A 21,369-nucleotide genomic window follows, 5' to 3' on the forward strand; every position below is an offset into this window, starting at 1 on the left:
CGCCAGGGACCCTTCATTGGGCCCCTGGCGCTTCACCATCACGCGCTCGATCAACCGAACGGTCGCAGCCCTTGGCGCATACCGAACAGGAACAGCAACAGGTCATGATCCGGCTGGGCCGTATTCTGCTGCTTCACTTCGCGGGGCACCGCGCACAGGCCACCGATTTCGGCCTTGCTGAACACCGCCGGTCTAGGCTCTTCCCACGCCGCCACAGCAGCGGTGGTCACTGCCAGTGCCGCGACCAGGAACAAAGCTCGAGCGATTTCTAGTTTCATTGCTCTAACCCTTTGACAGCGCTGCCAAACGCCATCTGGTAAAAATAGAGCAGGCTCTGCCACTGTGCATCGTTGAGTGACGAATGGCGCCGCAATTGGCGCAGGTCCTTGGCGGCTGCGCGCTGGCAACTGATGCGCCGGCGGCACTTTTCCAGGTCCAGCAGCGCGACTTCGGCCCGGGCCTTCTCGCCCTCGCCGATGACCTTGACGAACACATGCTTGCCATACAGGCAGCCGTGCTGCCAATGGCCCAAGTGCATGCGCGCCAGATTGTCGGCCAGCTCCTTGAGCATGCGTTCGTGCAGCACTTGCGGGTAACGCTCGCGGGCGCCTTCGGCATGCCAGGTGTCCAGGTCGACGAACCCGTCGAGCGCCTCGCTCACCAGCAGGGCTCGCCATTGGTGATCGGCGCCGCGCTCGGCGCCAGCGAACACCAACCGCGGCACACGCACGCCAAGCTGCTCGAAACTGTTCAGGGCATCCAGCTCACGCAGTACCGTCGGGCGGCCGAACGGATGGCGCAGGCTGCGATAGATGTGACCGACCTGACGCTTGGCATACAGGACCTTGCCCTTCGCGTCGCTCAGACGCTGCACACCACTCTCCCCACCGCGCCGCTGGTTGGGCTCCTCCACCCATTCACCCTGTTGCTGCCAGTAGTACTCGAAATCGGACATCGCATTGCCGGCCACTGCCATGAACACCTACCCCTTGCGTAATACGTATACCCGCCACATCGCATACAACGGCAGGAAATCCAGACGGTCCTGAATTCTGAAACCGGCTGTAACAAACTCATTTTCGATGGTATCGACCGGCAACACAAAGCGATTTTGATAACTGCCCTGCGCGGCCTTCGCACTGCGCCGATGCTCGAGCTTCTTGCGTCGCCAGGCCTTGAAGTTGCCATCGACCCACAGCGACAGGATCACGCTGTCGCGGCTGACCCGATGAAACTCCGAGAGGATCGTCTTGCGGTGGTCGGCATCGCCGATGTGGTGGAACAGGCGCATGCAGAAAATGCTGTCAACCGCGTTGTCCGGCAAATCGATAGCGAATGCGGAAGTCTGCAAGGGTCGCACCCGGGCAACCACCTCTGGCGGCTGGGAAGTACAGGCGGTCTCGATCATGTCGGCGGAATTGTCGGCGCCGATGATCACCCGATTGGGCTTTTCCGCCAATAGCGGCCAGAAACGCCCTGCACCACACGGCAGGTCGAGTACCAGGCCAGGCTCCCCTGCAAGCGCCAGGGCGCGGCGGGCCAGTTGTTCGTCACGGTAATGGGAAAGGCGGCGTGCCAGACCATCTTGATGCTTGAGGAAGTACTCCTGGGCATGCTGACGGTCATACTTCTCGGAAAATGGGAGTTTGATCGGGCTCCGCATTGGGCATCTCCTGATTCAATTCCACCCACTCTACGGAGCGAAGCGTTGGAATCAGGTTATGCCCATGTGAAAAATCCGTCATGCCTGCAACAGCATATTTCAGGTATCACCCCAACAGTGGGGCTTGGTCGCCGGCCTCGCTGTCCGCTGTAATCGCCTTGCCCCTGCTCAGGTCCACCTGGAAGCGACAGCCATGAGGCAACGTCGCCGTCAGGGTGACGCGCCAGCCCTGGTCGTCGCAGATCCGCTGCACCAGCGACAAGCCCAGACCCAGGCCCTCGCCACGGCGTTCGTCACCGCGCACGAAGGGGCGGAACATCGCTTCGCGCTGCTCCTCAGGGATCCCCACACCGCTGTCCTCGACGCTGAAACCGTTCGGTTCCAGGCTCAGACGAATGTAGCCACTGTCGGTGTAGTGGGCGGCATTGCGCAGGAGATTGCCCATCACCGATTGCAGGAACGTCGCGTTGTACAACACCGGGCTCGCACTGACCCGGCCGTCGTAATAAAGGGTCAGGCCCTTCTGTTCGATGGTATCGCGCCAAACCCCTACCAGGTCGTCGGCCACTTCGCTCAAGGTCGCCTGCGAAGCGACGGCGCCTTCATCGCGCTGGGCACGGGCCAGCATCAGGAAGGTCTTGACCAGCTCACGCATCTCCTCGGTCGCCCGCGCGATGCGCTCCACCTGGCTGCGTGAACGGCTGTCCAGGTTGGGATTCTCCATCAGCAGTTCGCAGGAGGTGGCGAGCACCATCAGCGGCGTGCGCAGCTCATGGCTGACATCGCTGGTGAACAACCGCTCGCGGGTCAGTGCATCGCGCAAGCGGCCGAGCGTATCGTCGAAGGCCACGGCCAACTGCCCGACCTCGTCCGCGGCATAGTCCGGGGCCAGCGGGGGTGCCAGGCCCAGCAACTGGTCCCGGTGGCGGACCTGCCGGGCCAGGCGGATCACCGGGGCCATCACTCGCCTTGCCAACAGCCAGCCCAGGGTCACCGCCAATACCAGGCTGAGCACGAAGCCCACCACCACGACCGCGAACAGCACCCGCTCGCGCTCTTCGAAATCGCTCTGGTCCTGCAGCAGCACGTAGCGCCGGCCATCGACGATCTCGACCATCGCGTGATAGGAAAGCTGGTCGCGGAACACCTCGTGAAAGCCCGGCGTCAGGTGCCGCAAGTCCTTGGGCAGTTCGAAATCGTCACGCCCGCCACTGAAGTAGAACAGCTGGTCAGGACGGGGCCGATGGCTCCAGTCGCTGATGCTGTCCATGCGCAACAAGCGCTGCAGATCGCCACCGAGCACGGCGGAGATCAAACGCTCCTCGACCAGGTGGACCGTGGCGACGATGCCGAAAGCGAAGGCTCCGGCCACCAGGGCGCTCATCAACGCAAAGGCGATGATGATGCGCTGGGCAAGACTTTGCTTAAACTCCATCACGGCCCTCGGCGAGGCGATAGCCGACGCCATGGACGGTATGCAGCAACGGTTTCTCGAAGGGTTTGTCGATGACCTGACGCAACTGGTGTACATGGCTGCGCAAGCTGTCGCTGTCGGGGCAGTCGTCCCCCCAGAGGGCTTCTTCCAGCACCTCGCGGCGCAGCACGTGCGGACTCTTCTGCATCAGCACGGCCAGCAGCTTGAGGCCGACCGGGTTGAGCTTGAGCAGGCGGCCCTGGCGAGTGACCTCCAGGGTGTCGAGGTCATAGCTCAGATCAGCGACCTGCAACGTGCGTCGGCCGCCCCCCTGGGAGCGTCGCAGCACTGCCTCGATACGCGCTGCCAGCTCCGACAGGGCAAAAGGCTTGAGCAGATAATCGTCGGCACCGGAACGGAAGCCCTGCAGGCGATCATCGAGCTGATCGCGGGCGGTGAGCATGATCACCGGGGTATCACGGCGGGCATCTTCGCGCAGGCGTTTGCACAGGGTGTAACCGTCGATCCCAGGCAGCATGATATCGAGCACGATCAGGTCGTAGTGTTCGGTCGCGGCAAGATGCAGCCCTGACAGGCCATCCTGAGCGCAGTCGACGGTATAGCCTTTCATCCCAAGGTAGTCGGCCAGGTTGGCGAGGATATCGCGGTTGTCTTCAACCAGTAGAATGCGCATCGGTTTCTCCTGTACGACGCTTTCGCTCTGCGCGGCAGGCGCAGCTTAAGGCCATCGCCCGCGCCGCGCCAGCCTTAGGGCATTTGGCCGTTGCTGACGTATTTTTCACTGATCCTTCACGAACCCAGGATAGCCGCAGGCCGACAATGCCCGGCATTTATCGTCCCTGGAGTCGTCATGCAAGAAACCACCCGCCCCCGCCCGATCAACCTCTGGTTGTACCTGGGTATTCCGCTGGCCACCGTGGTGGCCCTGCTCCTGAGTGAGTGGACCTCTTTGGACATGGACGTGGCCAATCTGGCCTTCGACCCAGTGGCTGGGGCATTCATCGGCCGTCATAGCTATTTTCTGGAAAACATCCTGCATGACCGGGTCAAGCAGATCGTGATCGTCATGGGTTTGCTGTCCATTGTCGCCTTCATCGCCAGCTTCTTCTGGTCGCGCCTGTTCGGCTGGCGTCGCGAACTGGGTTGCCTGGTACTGGCGCTGGCGCTCTCCACCTCCTTCGTCACCCCACTCAAGGCGGTGACCGAAGTCCAGTGCCCCTGGAGCCTGAGCCAGTTCGGCGGCAAGGAAACCTATAGCAAATTGATGGAGCATCGTCCGCAAACCGACAAGCCTGGCCGCTGCTGGCCAGGCGGCCACGCGGCAACGGGTTTCAGCCTGTTTGCGCTGTTCTTCATGCTGCGCGATCGCAGACCACGTCTGGCCCGTGCAGCCTTCACCGTAGCGTTCGTGACCGGTACCGTGCTGTCCATCGGCCGCATGCTGCAAGGGGCACACTTCCTGTCGCACAACGTATGGACGGCGGTTTTCTGCTGGTTGATCGGGCTGGGCTGCTATTACCTGGTCTTGTATCGCCGAGGCATTGCGCTGGAGGCAGTGCCTCAACGCAGCGTGGCCTGAAGGAGCACTGTGCGCCCCATCGCAAGCTGTCGCCAGCTGCCACATCGATCTGTGGGAGCGGGTTTACCCGCGAGAAGCTGCGCCACCGGAGCAAAACACACGCCCAAGAAAAAGCCCCGCACTAGGCGGGGCTTTTTCATGCAGGGGTGAGGCTGGCTTACATCATGCCGCCCATGCCACCCATGCCGCCCATGTCAGGCATGCCGCCTGCAGCTGGCTTGTCTTCCGGCAGGTCGGCAACCATGGCTTCGGTGGTGATCATCAGACCACCGATCGAAGCTGCGGCTTGCAGAGCCGAACGGGTGACCTTGGCTGGGTCCAGGATACCCATCTCGATCATGTCGCCGTATTCGCCGGTAGCGGCGTTGTAGCCGTAGTTGCCCGAACCTTGCTTGACCTTGTCAGCGACAACGCTTGGCTCGTCGCCGGCGTTGGCAGTGATCTGGCGCAGCGGTGCTTCGACCGAGCGACGCAGCAGGGCGATACCGACGTTCTGGTCTTCGTTGTCGCCTTTGAGTTCGGCAACGGCCTGCAGAGCGCGAACCAGGGCAACACCACCGCCAGGCACCACGCCTTCTTCGACGGCTGCGCGGGTAGCGTGCAGGGCGTCTTCAACGCGGGCTTTCTTCTCTTTCATCTCGACTTCGGTGCCAGCACCGACCTTGATCACGGCAACACCGCCAGCCAGCTTGGCCAGACGCTCTTGCAGCTTCTCACGGTCGTAGTCCGAAGAGGTTTCTTCGATCTGGGCACGGATCTGCTTGACGCGTGCTTCGATGTCAGCGTCGGAACCTGCGCCGTCGATGATGGTGGTGTTTTCCTTGGACAGGATGACGCGCTTGGCGTTACCCAGGTGCTCCAGGGTGGTGGTTTCCAGGGTCAGGCCGATTTCTTCGGAGATGACCTGGCCGCCAGTCAGGGTGGCGATGTCCTGCAGCATGGCCTTGCGGCGGTCGCCGAAGCCAGGTGCCTTGACAGCCGCGACCTTGACGATGCCGCGCATGTTGTTGACGACCAGGGTAGCCAGGGCTTCGCCTTCGACGTCTTCAGCAACGATCAGCAGCGGACGGCCGGCCTTGGCAACGGCTTCCAGCACTGGCAGCAGTTCGCGGATGTTGGAGATCTTCTTGTCGACCAGCAGCAGCAGCGGGCCTTCCAGCTCGGCAACCATGGTGTCCGGCTTGTTGACGAAGTAAGGCGACAGGTAGCCGCGGTCGAACTGCATGCCTTCTACGACGGACAGTTCGTTTTCCAGGCCCGAGCCTTCTTCGACGGTGATGACGCCTTCTTTACCGACTTTTTCCATGGCTTCGGCGATGATTTCACCGATGGAGCTGTCGGAGTTGGCGGAGATGGTACCTACCTGGGCGATGGCCTTGGAGTCGGCGCAAGGCTTGGACAGGTTCTTCAGCTCGGCGACGATGGCAGCAGTGGCCTTGTCGATGCCGCGCTTGAGGTCCATCGGGTTCATGCCGGCGGCAACGGCCTTGAGGCCTTCGTTGACGATGGCCTGAGCCAGAACGGTAGCGGTGGTGGTGCCGTCACCGGCAGCGTCGTTGGCCTTGGAAGCGACTTCCTTGACCAGCTGGGCGCCCATGTTCTCGAAGGCGTCTTTCAGCTCGATTTCCTTGGCAACGGAAACGCCGTCCTTGGTGATGGTCGGAGCGCCGAAGCTCTTGGCCAGGACAACGTTACGGCCTTTCGGGCCCAAGGTCGCTTTTACTGCGTCAGCCAGAACGTTAACGCCAACCAGCATTTTTTTACGGGCGGAATCGCCGAATTTTACGTCTTTAGCAGCCATGATCGTTTAATCCTTGAATTCTAGAATGCTTCTGGAAACCGGGAGGGGAATCAGCCTTCGACGACAGCGAGGATTTCGTTCTCGCTCATCACCAGCAGGTCTTCGCCGTCGACTTTGACGGTGTTGCTGCCCGAATAAGGGCCGAAGACCACTTTGTCGCCCACTTTGACGGCCAGGGCACGAACTTCGCCGTTGTCCAGGATGCGACCGGTGCCGACGGCGACGACTTCGCCGCGGTTTGGTTTTTCAGCGGCCGAACCCGGCAGGACGATACCGCCAGCGGTTTTCGATTCTTCTTCGCTGCGACGGATGACGACGCGGTCATGCAGAGGACGAAGCTTCATTGTCGATCTCTCCCAAATTGTGGTTTTCATCGGCCGGTGTCGATACCGGCGGGTTGATACGGTCCGGCGTTGCCGGTCAGGGCTCGCACGGGACGAGCCCCGTATATATGTCTGGTGTCGCCACCAGAAACCTTGCGGTGACCCATACATGTGGTCGGCAAAATCAATTACAAGGCTTGGCTCGGAAAATTTTTCATCGACTTGAAAAAAGCGAGGGCCGCATCGCCTTCCATCGCAGCTTTACCTGCGATCGAAGGCGATGCGGCCCCTGGAACGTTACTTGTCGTGCCGCTCGTACTCACCCTCGATCACATTGGGGCGATGGCCGGCATCGTTGGGACGAGGCTGGAACGGGTCATCCTGGAAGGCCCGCTGGCGCATGGCCTGGGCTTCGGCGCGCTGACGCATCTTGCGTGCGGCGAGATGACGGGTGAAAGGCAACAGGCACAGCAGGCCCAACACGTCGCTGATGAAGCCCGGCAGCAACAGCAGGCCACCGCCCAGCGCCAGCATCATGCCCTGGAACATGTCCTCGGCGGGCAGTTCGCCGCGCTGCAGACTCTCACGGGCGCGCAGGGCGGTGGCCAGCCCGGCCACCCGCATGACCAGCACACCCAAAGCGGAACCGGCGATGATCAGCAGCAGCGCCGGGAAGAAACCGATGGCGGCACTGACCTTGACGAAGACGAACAACTCCAGCACCGGAAAAATCAGAAACAGCAATAGAAAAGCACGCATCAAAGGATCCTCGGCGGAAGAAAACCTTCCATTACGACCACCAGATGGATGCGTGGACTCGGCATTTCAACCCTCGACTTTCGCCGTAACCGGCCATTGGTCGGCGCGGGCCAGCAAGACCAAGGCTTCGCGAACCTGTATCGGCGTATTGCAAACCTGGGGGAAAGCCAACCAGTGGATACCCTGGCCGATGCGAAGGTGCATGCCCTCGCTGTCGATGCCGACCAGCTCGGCAGGTGCGGTGCGCGGCAGGTCGGTCAGCGCTACGTAATGCGCAATGGCATTGGCGTGATCACTGTTCATGTGCTCGATCATGCTCGCCTCGACCTTGCCGGCGAAGGGGTTGGCCAAGGTGACCTGGTCGAGCCAATGGATTGCGCCGAAACCACCGATGTAGCGGTGGCGCACTGGCTGCAGGACCCAGAAATCGAAATCATGGGCCTTGTGGTAGTTGGCCGCTTCGGGAAAGTAACGATAATAACGCTCGGCCGCCGCTTCGATGGCGGCCTCGTCGGTGAGCTTGTGCGCCTCGGCCATCACCGTCAGGCGCCCTACCGCCTGGACATCCTCGGCATCGCGCTCGCCCACCAGCAGAGAGCACTTGGCATCTTTCTGCAGGTTATGCGTGTGCTGGGCGATGCGGCTGATGAGGATCAGCGGGTGCCCCTCGGCGTCAAGGCAGTACGGTACCACGGAGCCGAACGGATAGCCGGGCATGGATTTGGAATGGGTCGAAAGCACGCCGCGGTATTCCTTGAGCAGGAGTTCTCGGGCGGGGCGCAGGGCGTTGTCACTCACGAAAGGCGCTCCTGGTGGCGGACTGGTTGGCTGACAAGATAAGCATTATCCCTGTCGGGTGCCATAGATTCCCCACGCGCCAAGGCGCACTGCCTTGCTCCCTGGCGCTCTGTTCGCGAAGGGCTGCGTGGCAGCCCAGGCGCTTACCAGGTCACGCCAAAGCCTGCGGTGTAGCGGGTTTTGTCCAGGTCGCTGTCACGCGTGCCGCTGATGATGTCTTTCTCTGCCTTGAGGTTGAGCGAGGCCCATTCGGTGACTTTGTAGCGCAGGCCTGCCTCGGCATCCAGCGCATAGTTCGCCACACCGCCCAGCGGTTTACCCACCTCGCCGCGGGTGAACAGCTCGACACTCTTGCCGATCAGATAGCGGTTGTAGTCCCACTTCACGGCAGCGGAATAGAAATTGTCCTTGCCGCCATCGCGGTATTCGAAATCCGTGCGGTTGATCAGCGAGCCAAGGGAGAAAGCCCCCAACTCGTCGTCCCAGAACTGGTAGCCCGGGCCAGTACCCACGGTGCGCTGGCGAGCCAGGTCCTCGACATGGTCACGCTTGTATTCCATACGCCCCTGCCAGAACCACTTGTCGGTGATGAAGCGGTCCAGTGCGTATTCGGCGCTCCAGTTATTGGTGGTGGTGACGTCGTCCTTGGTCTCGCGGTTGTACTCGCCTTCGGCGTTGTGCCGCCAGCGGCCATGGCGGGCGGTGGTCTTGAAGCTGATGTCGTAGTCGTCGGTATCGTTCTCGGCGCGCTTGTAGTCCATGGCCAGGTCCACATTGCCTTTCCACAGGAAGTCTTCGACCAGCGGCTGAGGCTTCATGATCTGCTCGATGCTGGCAAGGTCCACGGTCTTGGGGACATCGCCATTGGCCAGGGTGACCTTGCCGGGCTCGGCGGCCTTGAGCGACTTGGCCTTTTCACCGCTATAGGCGTCCTGCTTGACCAGCAGTTCCTGGTCGCTTTCCAGGGTCTGCACTTGCTTCCAGTCCAAGGCGATGGCACCGCCGTAAGTGGTTTGCAACAACAGCTTGCCACCATCGAAGACCTTGATCGTGCCACTGAGCCTGTCGCCGTTTTTCATCCATACCGTGTCGGCAAACGCCGGCACGCAGGACAAGACAGCGAGAATGAAAAGCAGGGTTCTAGAATACATAAGCTGACTACAGGTTCGATTTGACGAAAAAAGCCGGGCATTATCCAGATCGCCACGACCAGAGCAAGGACAGACCCAGACCATGCCGTTGAGTTCCACTCTCATTTATCCCGACCGTTGGTCCGCTTTCATCTGCAGGCCAGGGGGCCTTTGATGTCCGGTTCATCACACGCCTCCACCGACGAGGCCCAGGCCCGACGAATGGCGCTGTACTCGGTGCTCGGCGAGATTCCACCCGGCAAGGTGGTCAGCTACGGTGAGCTGGCCGAGCTCGCAGGGCTCGGCCGCGCGGCGCGTTGGGTGGGTCGCACTCTCGGACAACTGCCTGCAGACACCCGCTTGCCCTGGCATCGGGTGCTCGGAGCCGGCGGTCGCCTGAGCCTGGCGTTGGGCACCCCGTCAGGAGACGAACAGCGCGCACGATTGCGTGCAGAAGGCGTGACAGTCAGGAACAATCGCGTGGATATGTCGCGTCACGGCTGGCGTCCAATGGAGCACAGCGGTTAGAGTGCGCGTTTTGTTTTCGCAAACTTGAGGCAGATGTTGGCCCATGCCCCGTAAAACCTGGCGCGCTGCGCTCGCTGCCTATGCCAGCCCGTCGACCTTGGTGCTTTTGTTGCTCGGCTTCGCCGCCGGCCTGCCCTACATGCTGGTGTTTTCGACATTGTCGGTCTGGCTCCGGGAAGCCGGCGTTGCCCGCGAAACCATCGGCTATGCCAGCCTGATTGGCCTGGCCTACGCCTTCAAGTGGGTCTGGTCACCGTTGCTCGACCAATGGCGCCTGCCAGTGCTCGGCGCTCTGGGCCGTCGCCGCTCTTGGCTGCTGCTTTCACAGATGCTGGTGATGATCGGCCTGGTCGGCATGGGGCTGTGCGACCCGCAAAAGCACCTTTCCTGGCTGATTGCCCTGGCCGTGCTGGTGGCGTTTGCCTCGGCCACTCAAGACATCGCCGTCGACGCCTACCGCCTGGAAATCGCCGATGACCAGCGCCAGGCCGCCCTCGCCGCCAGTTACATGGCCGGTTACCGGGTCGCCGCCCTGCTCGCCACCGCCGGCGCCCTGTTCTTCGCCGAATGGTTCGGTTCCACCGGCTTTAGCTACCTGCATCAGGCCTGGACCGGCACCTACGTACTGTTCGGCGTGCTGATGCTGCCAGCTGTGTTCACCACGCTGGTGATGCGCGAACCGCCGGTGCCCATGCGCACCCAGCTGTCGGCGGCGCGCTATGGTCTGGTACACCAGCTGGCGTCGGTGTTCGTGCTGATCATCCTGCTGGTATCGGTACCGGCGAGTTTCACCCAGATGTTCAATACCGGATGGTCGAGCGTGATTTCCGGCGACGCGACGGTTCTGGACCTGCTGATCGAGGACCGTGCCTTCCTGCGCCTGATTCTCTATGTGCTGCTGACCTGGGCCTGCCTGTCGTCCCTGGGCCGGCGGGGCCTGGCGCCTGTGCTGACACCGGTCAACGACTTCATCCTGCGCTATCGCTGGCAGGCGCTGCTGCTGCTGGGCCTGATCGCCACCTATCGCATGTCGGATACCGTGATGGGTGTGATGGCCAACGTGTTCTACATCGACCAAGGCTTTACCAAGGACCAGATCGCCAGCGTCAGCAAGATCTTCGGCTTGATCATGACCTTGGTCGGCGCGGGTATCGGCGGCCTGTTGATCGTACGCTTCGGCATCCTGCCGATCCTGTTCATCGGCGGTGCGGCATCGGCAGCGACCAACATCCTGTTCCTGATGCTGGCCGATATGGGTCCGAACCTGGAGATGCTGGTGGTCACCATCTCGCTGGACAACTTCAGCTCGGGCCTTGCCACCTCGGCCTTCGTCGCCTATCTGTCGAGCCTGACCAACCTGAAGTTCTCGGCGACCCAGTACGCCCTGCTGAGCTCGATCATGCTCTTGCTGCCACGTTTGATCGGTGGCTATTCGGGCGTGCTGGTAGAGAAGTTCGGCTACCATGACTTCTTCCTGATCACCGCCCTGCTCGGCGTGCCGACCCTGATCCTGATCGCCTTGCACTGGCATCAGGAAGCCGGTCGAGGCAAACAGGCGCCGGTGGAAGACTCCGCGGCCGAGCGCCCTTGAGGAACAGGGGCCGCCTTGCGGCCCCCCAAACCCAGGGTTTGCTTTCCAGTGAGTGAGTACGGAAATATTTCGTACAGCGCCTAGGCCACGGCTCCTTCGTCCCGGCGCCCACCCACCACGTACCACAACGGCCACAGCGCCAGCGCCCCGGCAATACCTGCCGCCAACGCGAAGTGCAGCAGGCTCGCCCCCGCCCCCAACATCGCCAGCAACGCGCCACCGAGCCCCAACAGGGCAATGGTGATCATGCCCAGCATGGCCGATACCAGCCCCTTGCTCTGCTCGCTGGAGAACAGGGTCATGCGGTACAGGACCGCATTGGCCACCCCCAGGCCCAAGGCATACAGGGACATCCCCGCGACCAGGCTGGTCACCGTCGGCCAGGTCCAGGTGGCCACGACCATCAGGCACAGCCCCGCCAGGTAGGGCCACAGCGCACCGCGTACCAGGCTGGGCAACGGATAGCGGTCGGCGATGCGGTTGATGATCAAGTTGCCCAGAATCAGCCCGCCAAACACTGGCAATTGCCACAGCGCATACTCCATCGTGCTCAGGCCCTCGTCACTGATCAACAGCACAGGCGACAGGCCGATCCAACCGATCAGTGGCAAGCCCACCAAACCCAGCGCCGCGCTGCCCGCGACGAAGCGGCGGTTGGCCAGCAACTGGCCATAACCCGCCAGCAGCGGCAACAGGTGAATCGGCGTGAAGGGCAACCGCGAGCCATCGCGCCGCTCTACGCCCAGAGTCTCCGGCATCAACCGGTACAGCAGCAGCCAGGTCAGCACCGCGCCAGCGGCGAACGCCAGGAACAACCAGCGCCAGTCCAGCCATTGCAACAGCAAGGTGCCCACCAATGGGCCCAATAGCGGCGATAGCAGGGCGATGTTGGCCAACAAGGCCATCATGCGTACCGCATCGGCTTCGCTGAAGGCCTCGTTCAGCGCCGGGTAGCTGACCGTGACGACGAAGCCCAGACCTACGCCCTGCAACAAGCGCAGCAGATTGAACAGGCCAATGTCGTGTACCCAGTACGTGGCCAGGCAAGCCACGCCAAAGAACGCGCAACCAGCCAGCAACAGCGGGCGACGACCGTAGCGATCGGCCAGCGGACCGATCAGCCATTGCAACAGTACACCGCCGAGCAGGTACAAGTTCAGGGCGTGGGGAATGTACTCGGGGCTGGCCTTGAGGTCGTCGACCACCACGGGCATGGCGGGCATGACCGCATCGCTGGCGAGATACGTCAGCAATTCGAACAGGGCCAGGGTAAGTGCGAACAGCAAGGCTCGCAGGGGCGTGATATGCAGCAATGGCTTCATGATGAAAAACAGCTGGAAACAGGAGGGATCAGCCTATATGCCAGAAATGACAGGATCAGGCTGTGAACAAGTGTAATGGAGAGAAAACGCATCGCGGGGCAAGCCCCACTCCACCGATCGTATGCGCGCTGACCACTTGCGCTGCATCGGTAGGAGCGGGCTTGCCCCGCGACAGTACGTCGTGCGGTGCAGCTTACTGCACAGCCGGCTCCTGCACCACGCGGATGACCCGCTGCGGGAAGGGAATGTCGATACCTTCGGCCTTGAGGCGATCGCGAGCATGCTCGTTGAGCATGAACATCACGTCCCAGTAATCGGCGGTCTTGACCCACACACGCAGGGACACGGTGATCGCACTGTCGCCCAAGGTGGAGATCACCGCCTGCGGGGCGGGATCCTGCAGGACCCGTGGATCCTTGGCCAGGTCCAGCAGGACATTGCGGGCTTTCTGCAGGTCGGCGTCATAATCGACGCCCACATCGAACACGACCTTGCGGGTGGGCTGGCGGTTGAAGTTGGTGACGATACCGTTGGACAAGCTGCCGTTGGGCATGATCACGGTCTTGTTGTCACCGGTGCGCAGCACGGTGTGGAAGATCTGGATACTGTCGACGGTGCCGCTGACGCCCTGGGCTTCGATCCAGTCGCCGATACGGAACGGGCGGAACAGCAAGATCAGCACGCCGCCCGCGAAGTTCGCCAGGCTACCCTGCAGGGCCAGGCCGATGGCCAGGGCAGAACCACCGATGGCCGCCACGAACGAGGTGGTCTCGATGCCAATCATCGAAGCCACACTGATCGCCAGCAGAATCTTCAGCACGATATTGGCGATGGTACTGATGAAGCTTTGCAGCGCCGGATCAGGGTTGCGCATCCCAACCAGCTTGCCCAGGCGAGCGCTGAGCTTGTTGGTGACCCACCAACCGATGGCCAGGGTCACCAGCGCGAGCGCTACACGGCTGCCGTATTCCATGATCAAAGGGATCCAGGTCTGCGATTGGCGGACCAGCTGATCGACTTCAGCGTTCAAATCCATATTCATCTCCTGATGCCGGATGACACATACACGAAAAAACAGGCCGCGGAAATTCCGCGGCCTCAGGGCCTCATGGACATCAATACGCCATCAAGGTTCCTGCGATACCTGATCAGTCGCGGAAGTTGTTGAACTGCAGCGGCATGTCGAACTCCTTGGTGCGCAGCAGGGCGATGGCTTCCTGCAGGTCGTCACGCTTTTTCCCGGTGACGCGCACCTGCTCGCCCTGGATGGCGGCCTGGACCTTCAGCTTGCCGTCCTTGATGGTGGCAACGATCTTCTTGGCCAGATCCTTGTCGATGCCCTCGCGGAACTTGGCTTCCTGCTTCATTTCCTTACCCGAAGGGTAGGCGTCCTTGACTTCCAGGCACTTGACGTCGATCTTGCGCTTGACCAGTGCCAGGCGAAGGATCTCGATCATCGCCTCGAGCTGGAATTCCGCCTCGGCGGTCAGAAGCACGGTCTGCTCCTTGTCCTTGAACTCGAAGCTGCCCTTGCCCTTGAGGTCGTAGCGACGGTCCAGTTCCTTCACCGCGTTGTCCACGGCGTTGGTGACTTCGTGCTTGTCCAGTTCCGATACCACGTCGAACGAAGGCATGGTTGTTCTCCAAAAATAAAAGCGCGCTCGGTCGGATGGAGCGCGCCAGGTTTGACGGTTAAAATGCGGGCTCATTATAACGGGTTGCGAAACGCAGATGAGCAGCACCTGGCATATTCTCGGCGCCGGTAGCCTCGGCAGCCTCTGGGCCTGTCGCCTGGCCCGCGCGGGCAAGGCGGTCCGCCTGATCCTGCGTGACGAGCAGCGCCTGGCCGCGTACCAGGCCGCCGGCGGCCTGACCTTGCTGGAGCAGGACCTGACCAGCCACTACGCGATTCCCGCCGAAACCGACCAGGCCCACGCGCCTATCCACCGCCTACTGGTGGCCTGCAAGGCGTATGACGCCGCGCCTGCCATCGCCCGTCTGGCGCCTCGCCTGGCCGCGGGCGCCGAATTGGTGCTGCTGCAAAACGGCCTGGGCAGCCAGGATGAAGTGGCCGATCAGGTGCCTCACGCCCGGTGCATCTTCGCCTCCAGTACCGAAGGCGCCTTCCGCGAGGACGACTGGCGCGTACGCTTTGCCGGGCAAGGCTTCAACTGGCTGGGCGATCCCGTGAACCCGTCCGTGCCGCAATGGTTCGACGATCTGCACGATGCCGCCATCCCCGCCGAATGGACGGTGGATATCCTCACCCGCCTGTGGCGCAAACTGGCGCTCAATTGCGCAATCAACCCGCTGACTGTACTTCACGACTGCCACAACGGTGGTCTGCTGGCACACCTGGAGCAAGTCTCCACCCTGTGCGTCGAACTGGCCGATCTGCTGCGTCGTTGCGGCCAGCCAGAAGCCGCCGAGGGCCTGGATGAACAGGTGCAACGGGTGATTCTGGCCACCGCGGCCAACTACTCTTCCATGTACCAGGATGTTCGCCATGGCCGTCGCACCGAAGTGCACTACCTGCTTGGCCACGCCTGCCGGGCCGCTGCCCGCCATGGCCTGGAGCTGCCGCACCTGGAACAGTTGCACCAGCGCCTGGTCGATAACTTGAAGGCCCGTGGCCTGCCCAGCGACTGACGCTGGCCCTTCAACCGCACAGAGGACGCACCCTCGCCCATGACCTTGCGCCAACGCCTGGAAAATCTCCCGGTCGGGCAGAAACTGCTGGCGGCCCTGCTGGTACTGCTGGTCACCATCCTGCTGGTGGCCAACCTCACGTTCATCAGCGCCGCCTACTGGATCACCCAGGAAAGCATGGCGCCCCAAGCGCTGCAGACCATCGGCCGGCTGGTGTCCAACCCGCAGTTGTCGGCCCGCGCCGGCGACTCACCGCAAACGGCCACGGCACTGCTCAAGGAGCTCGACAGCTACACCCCGTTGCGTGCGGCGGCCTTGTACGGCAGTGACGGACGCATGCTGGCCCAACTGCAACACGGCGAGCCGCTGGCGCTGCCCAAACGCTTTCGCAACATCGATGGCTGGCGCCTGATGGAGTTTCGCAGCACCCAGCTGATCCGCCTGCCTCGCGACGGCGGCCCGCCAGCGCACCTGCTGCTGGTGGCCAGCAGCGAATTGCCCGTGGCCTTCTACACCGGCACTCTGACCGCCAGCCTGGCGATCCTGGTGTTCAGCATCCTGCTGTGGATGGTCATTGCCCGGCAAATCAAGCGCCTCATCACCCAACCGATCAACCAGCTGGAGGAGCTCAGCCGTCAGGTCACCCGCGAGGAGAGCTACGCCTTGCGCGCCCAGCGTGGCAACGACGACGAGATCGGCAGCCTGGCCGAGGCGTTCAATACCATGCTCTCGCGCATCGAGGCGCGCGAGCAGCAGCTCAAGCGCACGCGTGACGAGTTCCAGATGGCCTATGACCAAGCCCAGGGGTTGGCCGAGGAAACCCGCCATACCAACCGCAAGCTGGAGCTGGAAGTCCAGGTGCGCAGCAAGATCGAGAAAAAACTCACAGGCTTCCAGAACTACCTCAACAGCATCATCGACTCCATGCCCTCGGCCCTGATCGCCCTGGACGAGCAGCTCTACGTGACCCAATGGAACCACGAAGCGACCGTGCTCTCGGGCACGCCCCTGGATGAGGCGTTGAACCAGCCGATCTTCATCGCCTTCGAACCGCTCAAGCCGTTCCTCCCGCAGCTCAAGGAAAGCGTCGAGAAACACCGGGTGGCGAAAATCGAACGGGTCACCTGGCCCAAGGGCGAGGACCTGCGCCACTATGCCCTGACCTTCTACCCCTTGACCGGCGGCGGAGGCCGGGGGGTGGTGATTCGAATCGACGACATCACCCAGCGTCTGTCGCTCGAAGAGATGATGGTGCAATCGGAAAAAATGCTGTCGGTGGGGGGGCTGGCCGCCGGCATGGCCCATGAGATCAACAACCCGCTCGGGGCCATCCTGCACAACGTACAGAACATTCGCCGACGGCTATCGCCTGAACTGCCACGCAACCAGGAGCAGGCCGCGGAGCTGGACATCGACCTGGCGACCGTCAACCGCTACCTCGAAAGCCGCGACGTACCGCAGTTGCTCGACGGCATCCAGCAGGCCGGTGCACGGGCGGCGAAAATCGTTACCCACATGCTCAGCTTCAGCCGCCGCAGCAACCGACAACTGGTGCCCTGCGACTTGCCGGCCCTGATCGACCAGGCGGTGGAAATCGCGGGCAACGACTTCGACCTGACGGTCGGTTTCGACTTCAAAGGGCAAAACATCGTGCGCCAGTTCGACCCCGCATTGGGGCCGGTGCCCTGCACCGCCAACGAGCTGGAGCAAGTGCTGCTGAACCTGCTCAAGAATGCAGCCCAGGCCATCCATCAACGGCCACAACCAGCCGAACCTGGGCGTATCGTCCTGCGTACCCGGCTCAACCCGCCCTGGGCGGAAATCCAGGTCGAAGACAACGGCGTCGGGATGCCGGAGTCGGTGCGCAAACGCACCTTCGAACCATTCTTCACCACCAAGGAGATCGGCCAGGGCACAGGGCTTGGCCTGTCGGTTTCGTACTTCATCATCACCAACAACCACAAGGGGCAGATGGAGGTTCACTCCGCACCCGGCCAGGGCACCTGTTTCACCCTGCGCCTGCCCCTTGGTCAGCCGGCACCGATGGCGTCGGCCAACTCGGAGGCATGACATGGGCTATCGGCTGTCGAAGATCTACACCCGCACCGGCGACAAGGGCGAAACAGGCCTTGGCGACGGTCGCCGGGTACCCAAGGATCATCCGCGGATCGAGGCGATCGGCGAGGTGGACAGCCTCAACAGTCAACTGGGCGTGCTGCTCGCCGGGCTGCAGAGCGAAGGGCTGGAGGAGTTGATCGAGATTCTGGCGCCTTGTCAGCACCGGCTGTTCGACCTGGGCGGCGAATTGGCGATGCCCAGCTATCAAGCCTTGGACCAAGTCGAAGTAGAGCGGCTGGAAGCGGCCATCGATCGCTGGAACGAGGAGCTCGGCCCCCTGAAGAACTTCATCCTGCCCAGTGGTTCGGCGCTGGTGGCCCAGGCCCACGTGTGTCGAAGCCAGGCGCGCAGCGCAGAGCGTCGGTGCCAGCAGTTGAATGCCATCGAGCCGCTGGATGGGGTGGGCTTGGCGTACATCAACCGGCTGTCCGATCTGTTGTTCGTCGCAGCGCGGATCATCGGGCGTCGCCAAGGGGTCGCAGAGGTGCTGTGGCAGGCTGCGGCCAAACCGCAGGCCTGATATCGCAGCTAAACCCGCTCATACAGGGAAGGTGTTGACCGTGTACGAGCGGGTTTACCGGCCAATGACCGAGATCAGGACTGCGGCCAGAACGCCCGGATACCTGCCACGCCCTGGGCACCAGCTTCCCAGGCACGCTCACGCTCCCCGGCGCCAACCCCTCCCAGCAGGAACACCGGATGATTGATCCCCTGGATCAACCGCCCAGCCTCCTCCCAACCCAACGGGGTAGCCTCTGGATGAGTCTGGGTCGCCTGCACAGGCGACAAGGTGACGAAATCCACTCCCATCTGCTCGGCCAAGGCCAGCTCTTCAGCGTTGTGGCACGAAGCCGCCAACCAGCGCGTCTTCGGGAACGGTCGCCCATTGGCGGCGTACTTGCGCAGTTGTGCGGACGTCAGGTGCCACCCCGCCGACGGGAAGTCGCCCAGCCATTCCAGCGGTCCCTTGAGCATCAGCTGGGCCTTGCCGGCACACAGCCCGACCGCATCCACTGCCACATCACGGTATTTGGGATCGTACATGTCCGGCGCACGCAGCTGGATCAGACGGATGCCGCCTGCGATGGCCTTCTGGATGCCGCGCAGCAATTCGGGCGCCTCCAGGCCATCGGGGGTGATCAAGTACTGGTCCGGCAGTCGCGCGGCAGCAACGATCGGCTTGTTGGCCTCAGGGAACTCGTATTGCCCCAAGTCCCGTGGCGCTACCCAAGCCAGGGGCTGGCCCTCGGCGCCATGGGGTTCGCCGGTGAAGGCGTCCACCTCACGGACATCCAGCAGCACCTGTTTGTCCGGGTAGTCGTGGCTGACCTTGATAAGTGGTCGCGAGCCCGTCACCTCGATACCCAGCTCTTCGCGCAACTCACGCGCCAGCGCCACCTCGACGGCCTCACCCTCTTCCACCTTGCCGCCAGGGAACTCCCACAGGCCGCCCTGGTGCTGGGTATCGGCGCGTCGGGCAATCAGGATGCGCCCGTCTGCGCCACGAATGACCGCCGCAACAACATGAATCCGTTTCACCCTTCTCGCTCCGCCAGGCCAGCCTTCTGCCAGGCCTGGAAGGCCGGCCATTGATAAATGGTTTCAATGTAAGCGGCCGCTTCGGCCGGAACTTCGACGCGGTAGGTGCGCAGACGCACCGCCACCGGCGCGAAGAACGCATCGGCCAGGCTCGGCTTGCCGAACAGGAACGGCCCAGGCTCCTTGGCCGCCAGTCGGCACTCAGACCACAGGGCAACGATTCGGTCGATATCGACTTGCACGTCCAGCGGCATGTTCTCCAACGCTTCATCGCGAGACAGATCGAACGGCATCGTGCTGCGCAGCGCCATGAAACCACTGTGCATCTGCGCACACGCTGAACGCGCCTGGGCACGGGCAGCGATGTCCGCCGGCCACAGTTGGGCCTCGGGATGACGTTCGGCAAGGTATTCGGCAATGGCCAAGGAGTCGGCGATGACGCCGTGCTCGGTCTTGAGCAGCGGCACCTTGCCGGTAGCGGAGAATTCGAGGATACGTTTGCGGGTATCGGGCTGGTTCAGGGTGATCAGCGTCTCTTCATACGGCACGCCAGCCAGCTCAAGGGCCAGGGCACCGCGTAGCGACCAGGATGAGTACAGCTTGTCGCCGATGATCAGGTGATAGCTCATGGTTCGGCTCCATTGGATCAGAATACTAGGGACTGCTGTGCAGCGCTTCGCGGGCGAACCCGCTCCCACAACGTTTGCATATGCTGCATGGGAGCGGATTTACCCGCGAAGAGGCCATCAGGTGCGGTATTCGGCGTTGATCTTCACATATTCGTGGGACAGGTCGGTCGTCCAGATGGTTTCGCTGCATTGGCCACGACCAAGCTCGATGCGAATGGTGATTTCTTCCTGGGCCATCACCTTGGCGCCCTGATCCTCGGTGTAGCTCGGGCTGCGGCCGCCCTTGCTGGCGATGCACACATCATCGAGGAACACGTCGATCAGGCTGACATCCAGCGCGGGCACGCCGGCACGGCCGACGGCGGCGAGGATGCGGCCCCAGTTGGGGTCGGAGGCGAACAGCGCGGTCTTGATCAGCGGCGAGTGGGCTACGGCGTAGCCGACGTCCAGGCACTCCTGGTGATTGCCACCACCGTTGACCTGAACGGTAACGAACTTGGTCGCGCCTTCACCGTCGCGAACGATGGCCTGGGCCACTTCCATGCACACCTCGAAGACAGCCTTTTTCAGGGCCTCGAACAGCGCACCGCTGGCCTGGGTGACTTCCGGCAGATCGGCCTTGCCGGTCGCGATCAACATGCAGCAGTCGTTGGTCGAGGTATCGCCGTCGATGGTGATGCGGTTGAACGACTTGTTGGCGCCATCGAGCAGAAGGTCCTTGAGCACCGCAGGAGCCACCTTGGCGTCGGTGGCGATGTAGCCGAGCATGGTGGCCATGTTCGGACGGATCATCCCGGCGCCCTTGCTGATGCCGGTCACGGTGACAGTCACGCCGTCGTGCTGGAACTGGCGGCTGGCCCCCTTGGGCAGGGTGTCGGTGGTCATGATGCCGGTGGCGGCCTCGGCCCAGTTGTTTTCCGACAGGTCATCCAGGGCAGCTTGCAGCGCGCCCTCGATCTTCTCGACCGGCAGCGGCTCGCCGATCACGCCAGTGGAAAACGGCAGCACAGCGCTGGCCTCCACGCCCGCCAGTTCCGCCAGCTTGGCACAGGTGCGCTCGGCAGCGGCCAGGCCCGGTGCGCCGGTACCTGCGTTGGCGTTGCCAGTGTTGGTCAGCAGGTAGCGCACGGTGCCCTGCACGCGCTGCTTGGACAGGATCACAGGCGCTGCGCAGAAGGCGTTGAGGGTAAACACACCGGCGACGCTGGACCCTTCGGCGCAACGCATCACCACCACGTCCTTGCGCCCAGGGCGCTTGATACCCGCCGAGGCGATGCCGAGTTCGAAACCGGGAACCGGGTGCAGGGTGGGCAAAGGACCAAGACCAACAGCCATGTAAGCGCTCCTAGAGAAACCAAAGGGGATGTGGCGATGCCGCACGATCTTAATAGCGGCCAACGCGCGGATGGAAGAGCGGGACCGCTATGCGGCCCTTTTGCGACACAAGGCCGCTATCACAAGGTTGCAGCGTTTTGGAGTCACGCGCTGCACCTGTGGTAGCGGCC

Annotated in this window: 22 protein-coding genes; 6 read left to right on the plus strand and 16 right to left on the minus strand. The window is 62.5% G+C overall.

The window, feature by feature from the left end:
• Positions 1-50 precede the first annotated feature (50 nt).
• From J5X93_RS21375 to colR, 5 genes are all read right to left on the minus strand, one after another.
• On the minus strand, positions 51-278 hold the full coding sequence (locus tag J5X93_RS21375) for a hypothetical protein (RefSeq protein ID WP_070576137.1): 228 nt from the start codon (positions 276-278) through the stop codon (positions 51-53).
• On the minus strand, positions 275-976 hold the full coding sequence (locus J5X93_RS21380) for a lipopolysaccharide kinase InaA family protein (protein ID WP_043213550.1): 702 nt from the start codon (positions 974-976) through the stop codon (positions 275-277). Before J5X93_RS21380 ends, J5X93_RS21375 begins: the two co-directional genes overlap by 4 nt.
• 6 nt (positions 977-982) lie before the next feature.
• Entirely contained in the window at positions 983-1,663 is a 681-nt protein-coding gene (locus tag J5X93_RS21385; protein WP_182816332.1) for a class I SAM-dependent methyltransferase, read from the minus strand.
• Between the two features lie 106 nt (positions 1,664-1,769).
• A complete protein-coding gene (locus tag J5X93_RS21390) occupies positions 1,770-3,098 on the minus strand; it encodes a sensor histidine kinase (protein WP_043213545.1) in 1,329 nt (442 codons plus the stop codon).
• On the minus strand, positions 3,088-3,771 hold the full coding sequence (gene colR, locus J5X93_RS21395) for a two-component system response regulator ColR (protein ID WP_043213544.1): 684 nt from the start codon (positions 3,769-3,771) through the stop codon (positions 3,088-3,090). The genes J5X93_RS21390 and colR overlap by 11 nt, the downstream gene beginning before the upstream one ends.
• A gap of 177 nt (positions 3,772-3,948) precedes the next feature.
• Here colR and J5X93_RS21400 point away from each other — a divergent pair, with 177 nt between their 5' ends.
• Positions 3,949-4,677, plus strand: coding sequence for a phosphatase PAP2 family protein (locus J5X93_RS21400; RefSeq protein WP_043213542.1), 729 nt, complete (start codon positions 3,949-3,951; stop codon positions 4,675-4,677).
• 157 nt (positions 4,678-4,834) lie between these two features.
• On the opposite strand, the gene groL is transcribed toward J5X93_RS21400, so the two are convergent.
• From groL to J5X93_RS21425, 5 genes are all read right to left on the minus strand, one after another.
• On the minus strand, positions 4,835-6,478 hold the full coding sequence (groL, locus tag J5X93_RS21405; RefSeq protein ID WP_043213539.1) for a chaperonin GroEL: 1,644 nt from the start codon (positions 6,476-6,478) through the stop codon (positions 4,835-4,837).
• Between the two features lie 50 nt (positions 6,479-6,528).
• On the minus strand, positions 6,529-6,822 hold the full coding sequence (locus J5X93_RS21410; protein ID WP_009395550.1) for a co-chaperone GroES: 294 nt from the start codon (positions 6,820-6,822) through the stop codon (positions 6,529-6,531).
• Positions 6,823-7,098: 276 nt separating this feature from the next.
• Entirely contained in the window at positions 7,099-7,560 is a 462-nt protein-coding gene (locus J5X93_RS21415; RefSeq protein ID WP_043213533.1) for an FxsA family protein, read from the minus strand.
• Between the two features lie 66 nt (positions 7,561-7,626).
• Complete coding sequence (locus tag J5X93_RS21420) at positions 7,627-8,358, minus strand: HugZ family pyridoxamine 5'-phosphate oxidase (RefSeq protein WP_090344909.1); 732 nt, start codon at positions 8,356-8,358, stop codon at positions 7,627-7,629.
• A gap of 143 nt (positions 8,359-8,501) precedes the next feature.
• Positions 8,502-9,509, minus strand: a complete 1,008-nt coding sequence (locus J5X93_RS21425; RefSeq protein ID WP_043213529.1) for a DUF481 domain-containing protein — start codon at positions 9,507-9,509, stop codon at positions 8,502-8,504.
• Positions 9,510-9,662: 153 nt separating this feature from the next.
• Here J5X93_RS21425 and J5X93_RS21430 point away from each other — a divergent pair, with 153 nt between their 5' ends.
• Positions 9,663-10,016, plus strand: a complete 354-nt coding sequence (locus J5X93_RS21430) for an MGMT family protein (protein ID WP_070576155.1) — start codon at positions 9,663-9,665, stop codon at positions 10,014-10,016.
• Positions 10,017-10,059: 43 nt separating this feature from the next.
• On the plus strand, positions 10,060-11,607 hold the full coding sequence (locus tag J5X93_RS21435; protein WP_043213525.1) for an AmpG family muropeptide MFS transporter: 1,548 nt from the start codon (positions 10,060-10,062) through the stop codon (positions 11,605-11,607).
• 80 nt (positions 11,608-11,687) lie between these two features.
• Here J5X93_RS21435 and J5X93_RS21440 read toward each other — a convergent pair whose 3' ends face one another.
• The 3 genes from J5X93_RS21440 to J5X93_RS21450 all read right to left on the minus strand — a co-directional run bounded on the left by J5X93_RS21440 (position 11,688) and on the right by J5X93_RS21450 (position 14,563).
• Entirely contained in the window at positions 11,688-12,929 is a 1,242-nt protein-coding gene (locus J5X93_RS21440) for an MFS transporter (protein ID WP_070576162.1), read from the minus strand.
• A 193-nt stretch (positions 12,930-13,122) separates the two neighbouring features.
• Positions 13,123-13,965: a mechanosensitive ion channel family protein gene (locus tag J5X93_RS21445; protein ID WP_043213521.1), complete on the minus strand. Its 843-nt coding sequence runs from the start codon at positions 13,963-13,965 to the stop codon at positions 13,123-13,125.
• A gap of 112 nt (positions 13,966-14,077) precedes the next feature.
• A complete protein-coding gene (locus J5X93_RS21450; RefSeq protein ID WP_043213519.1) occupies positions 14,078-14,563 on the minus strand; it encodes a YajQ family cyclic di-GMP-binding protein in 486 nt (161 codons plus the stop codon).
• Between the two features lie 97 nt (positions 14,564-14,660).
• On the opposite strand from J5X93_RS21450, the gene J5X93_RS21455 reads away from it, so the two are divergent.
• Genes J5X93_RS21455 through J5X93_RS21465 form a run of 3 tightly spaced genes read left to right on the plus strand, consistent with a single transcriptional unit; the run spans position 14,661 to position 18,216 of the window.
• The gene (locus J5X93_RS21455) at positions 14,661-15,578 is read left to right on the plus strand and encodes a putative 2-dehydropantoate 2-reductase (RefSeq protein ID WP_090344903.1); all 918 of its coding nucleotides are present in this window, start codon (positions 14,661-14,663) and stop codon (positions 15,576-15,578) included.
• Between the two features lie 39 nt (positions 15,579-15,617).
• Positions 15,618-17,648 (plus strand): sensor histidine kinase, encoded by a 2,031-nt coding sequence (locus J5X93_RS21460; RefSeq protein WP_043207541.1) that lies wholly within the window; start codon positions 15,618-15,620, stop codon positions 17,646-17,648.
• 1 nt (position 17,649) lies between these two features.
• Entirely contained in the window at positions 17,650-18,216 is a 567-nt protein-coding gene (locus J5X93_RS21465; protein ID WP_043207538.1) for a cob(I)yrinic acid a,c-diamide adenosyltransferase, read from the plus strand.
• 74 nt (positions 18,217-18,290) lie between these two features.
• Here J5X93_RS21465 and J5X93_RS21470 read toward each other — a convergent pair whose 3' ends face one another.
• From J5X93_RS21470 to argJ, 3 genes are all read right to left on the minus strand, one after another.
• Positions 18,291-19,235, minus strand: coding sequence for a Nudix family hydrolase (locus J5X93_RS21470; RefSeq protein WP_182816336.1), 945 nt, complete (start codon positions 19,233-19,235; stop codon positions 18,291-18,293).
• Entirely contained in the window at positions 19,232-19,864 is a 633-nt protein-coding gene (locus tag J5X93_RS21475; protein WP_043207534.1) for a glutathione S-transferase family protein, read from the minus strand. The genes J5X93_RS21470 and J5X93_RS21475 overlap by 4 nt, the downstream gene beginning before the upstream one ends.
• Before the next feature lie 117 nt (positions 19,865-19,981).
• A complete protein-coding gene (argJ, locus tag J5X93_RS21480; RefSeq protein ID WP_043207533.1) occupies positions 19,982-21,199 on the minus strand; it encodes a bifunctional glutamate N-acetyltransferase/amino-acid acetyltransferase ArgJ in 1,218 nt (405 codons plus the stop codon).
• Between the last annotated feature and the right edge of the window lie 170 nt (positions 21,200-21,369).

The sequence above is a fragment of the Pseudomonas sp. BYT-1 genome (assembly GCF_023611805.1).
GTDB lineage: Bacteria > Pseudomonadota > Gammaproteobacteria > Pseudomonadales > Pseudomonadaceae > Aquipseudomonas > Aquipseudomonas guariconensis.